The organism is Lentibacillus sp. L22 (genome assembly GCF_040812445.1).
In the GTDB taxonomy this organism is placed as follows: Bacteria; Bacillota; Bacilli; order Bacillales; family Amphibacillaceae; genus Lentibacillus_C; species Lentibacillus_C daqui.
The window spans coordinates 1-2,980 of record NZ_JBFNXI010000086.1; the positions used below are offsets into that span (position 1 = coordinate 1).

The following is a 2,980-nucleotide window of genomic DNA, read 5'->3' on the forward strand; positions in this document are numbered from 1 at the left end:
TCGACTCACCTGGATTCTCAAAAAAATCACTTACAGCTTCTTTTCCACTACTCCACCACTCATCTACTTTCTGACCTGCTTTATCCAACCCATCCTGGATACCAAATATATTATTATCGTATAATTTAACTTTGAGTAGACCTTTAATATAAAAAGGTACTCAACCATTGATTTTCATCCATATAACCTAATTTTGTCGTTTCAGATCCAACCTTTTTCCTTAATCATCAATGGACAGTTTCGGATATTTAACATCTTTTATATTTTCTTCATACTTTTCCTGGAATAATTCCTCCTGTTTATCCTTATATCCTTCGAAATATACCTTTTCTATATTTTCCCTGTTGAAGAAATACGTTTGCTCCTCTACTTGACCCGTAGGATAAATACATGCAGAATAATCAAAGTAACCTATTTTCCCATCTTGCTCATATAAAGGTACTCTGCTTATAATCATCAATTTCACATCTCCGTTTTTTAGCTGTACAACACTTCCTAAATGGTAGCATATCCATGTTTATTAGTTCTTTTTATAAACTTTAAAACGTTCTGGTGGTAGATAGCAAACTATCACAATAAACAAAAAGAACATAAACAATGCAAAAAAAAGCCATGTTAGCCACTGATAAATCAAAAATAATACCATAAAGACGATAAATACTAAAAATAAAACACCAGACGTTATGATATCGCCTTTAAAAGTATTCTTTCCTCTTTCAATATACTCTTCTAGTGTATTATATATTTCTCTACCGTCTTTATGTGTTTCTTTATACTTATACACACCAAGTGCGCCAGTAATTATGAAAAGAAACACAACAATCAGTATACTTATGGGATTTCCCATGGATAAATGTAGAGATTTAATACCACGGAGAAAGGCTAATACAAGGGCCCAAGCAATCCAAAATTTGTAATCATTTCCATTATATTTAACTGTCATATATACTCGCTGAGACTGGTTATCTATAAAATATGTGAATTCTATCTTGTTTTTATCTATTTCCCGATGGATAGGAATTAACTTTTGCTTCACATTTCCACTCCTATTCTCTTGACATGCTTGCTAACTAAAAACAGAACCTAATTTACCAACGAAACCTGAAACCGCATCGCCAACCTTGTCTATACCCTTTTTAGTCCATGATCAAATGCCCAGTCAAACGACATAGAGCCTAACGTAGTAGCTGCAAACCCTTTTCTGTTGTAACAATTCCCGCAACAGAAAAGGGGGCAGTTACAACTGCTAAAGTAACCAAACCAGTTCCTGGTGCAGCACCAAGAAGGTGTCCTCCAGTTTTAATGGCTGCGTCTCCTACATCTTTTCCAGAAAGTACTTGAGCACCAAAAACAAGTCCTGAACCCTATGAGCTTTGGAGAATATTTAGCCCCAGTACGGAGCACTTTTGCCAATTTTGATGGTGCCTCACGCAAAGCCAAATCACTGCCGCTAGCAAACGAAAATGTCAATCCTTTATCTACAAAATTTGCGCTCCCTCTTTTTTAATTTTTTCTTGCTCTGCAACTGTTTCATGTTCATCTAAATAGTCGTCCAGCATTCCATGATCTTTCAAATATTGTATAAAACTATCGGTTGTATGCTCTTTTATCTTCTCTTCACTCATATTTTCACTTGTATTTTTGACCGAATCCAATATAGCGGTGTATTGCTCATACGATATATCCCCATCTTTAAATTCCTGATAGGCTTATTTACTACGTTTTTTGATGATGTTTTATTTAGGGATTTAATTGTACTTTCCTTGGCATCCTTAGCTGTTTCATCTGCTCTTCTTTCTTACCCTCATTATAATCCTGCTAACTTCGCCAACTCACTCATTTTGGATGCCCCTTCAAAATCCGCAAACCGCGCTTTCCCTTCACTCGTCATCACTGCTTCAACCAGATTTATGACCTGTTTCACATCTGTTTCATCGCCTACACTGAATAAAGACATTGGATAGTTCCATCTTTGCCATTTTTCAGGTCCACCAATGACAAGGCGAGACCCAGTTCCATAATAACTAGAACGCATTAGGTTTATGTGGTTACATTTTGGCGTTTTTCATAGTCTTAAAATGTGCCAAGACCAACACCCTTGACCTTGTTTGTGACCGTGGTGGTGTTTCAGAGGTGGGTCTATTTCTTGTCACAAGTGGGTCTAAAATATGGCAAAGCTGGGTCTTTCGCATGGCAATATTCATACACCATTGAACGAGGATAAATCTATTAATGTCTTCTTTGACCTCTTTCAAATAGTTGCTCTTAATAATGGCGGAATCACTGCTATCGACATCGGATCCAAATTATCAATATGCTGCCGCAAATTTTCCCCAAAGTCATAAAACAATCCTTGAAATGATTCCACTATTGTACGTGGAGATCATTAAAAATATTGTTTCCTTTGGAGTCTTTTCCGAAAAGTGATATAAAAGCCATTAACTTATTATCCTATGTAAATCCGATATAAAAGAAGCATACCAGTTGTATGCTTCTTTTTCATGTACATTCTGTTTTATTTCACTGGACCAGAAACCGTACCTTTTTTTATGTTTGGCTTTTCTTCTTCCTGCCAGTCCTTGAAAATCTTATTGAATCGTTCTTCTTCTTCATCTTTAAATCCTTCAAAGACCACTTCATCTATATTTTCTTCATTAAAATAATAGACGTTGTTGGGGTCCAATCCCTGCGGGTAAAAGCATCCCGAATAATCATACCAGATTCCCTCAATTTCAGTGCCCTCTGAAGGAAGAATAGGAGCTCTGTTCAGAATCATAATTTTACTCGTTCCTTCTCTCAGATATACAATTGATCCAATAGGTAACATATTGTATTCCCCTCTACTAATTTAATTTACCTTACAACAAAAGTCCCTAGATTTTAATGTTAAGGAAAACTTTTGTTTACCTGTTTTTATTTTTATATTCTTCTATCCTTTAATTTCACGGTAATATTTCCTTCTTTAAATGTTTTGTGATTG

Annotated in this window: 5 protein-coding genes; all 5 read right to left on the bottom strand. The window is 35.6% G+C overall.

Going from position 1 to position 2,980, the window contains the following annotated elements; genetic code table 11:
- Positions 1–220 precede the first annotated feature (220 nt).
- Positions 221–511 carry a DUF4176 domain-containing protein gene (locus ABRT01_RS18010; protein WP_269412634.1) on the bottom strand — a complete coding sequence of 97 codons (291 nt, stop codon included), beginning with the start codon at positions 509–511 and terminating at the stop codon, positions 221–223.
- A 9-nt stretch (positions 512–520) separates the two neighbouring features.
- Positions 521–1,036 (bottom strand): hypothetical protein, encoded by a 516-nt coding sequence (locus ABRT01_RS18015; protein ID WP_269410535.1) that lies wholly within the window; start codon positions 1,034–1,036, stop codon positions 521–523.
- Positions 1,037–1,478: 442 nt separating this feature from the next.
- Positions 1,479–1,625 (bottom strand): hypothetical protein, encoded by a 147-nt coding sequence (locus ABRT01_RS18020; protein WP_269410536.1) that lies wholly within the window; start codon positions 1,623–1,625, stop codon positions 1,479–1,481.
- 182 nt (positions 1,626–1,807) lie between these two features.
- Positions 1,808–1,957, bottom strand: a complete 150-nt coding sequence (locus ABRT01_RS18025) for a hypothetical protein (protein WP_269410537.1) — start codon at positions 1,955–1,957, stop codon at positions 1,808–1,810.
- Positions 1,958–2,515: 558 nt separating this feature from the next.
- Entirely contained in the window at positions 2,516–2,827 is a 312-nt protein-coding gene (locus ABRT01_RS18030; protein WP_269410539.1) for a DUF4176 domain-containing protein, read from the bottom strand.
- Between the last annotated feature and the right edge of the window lie 153 nt (positions 2,828–2,980).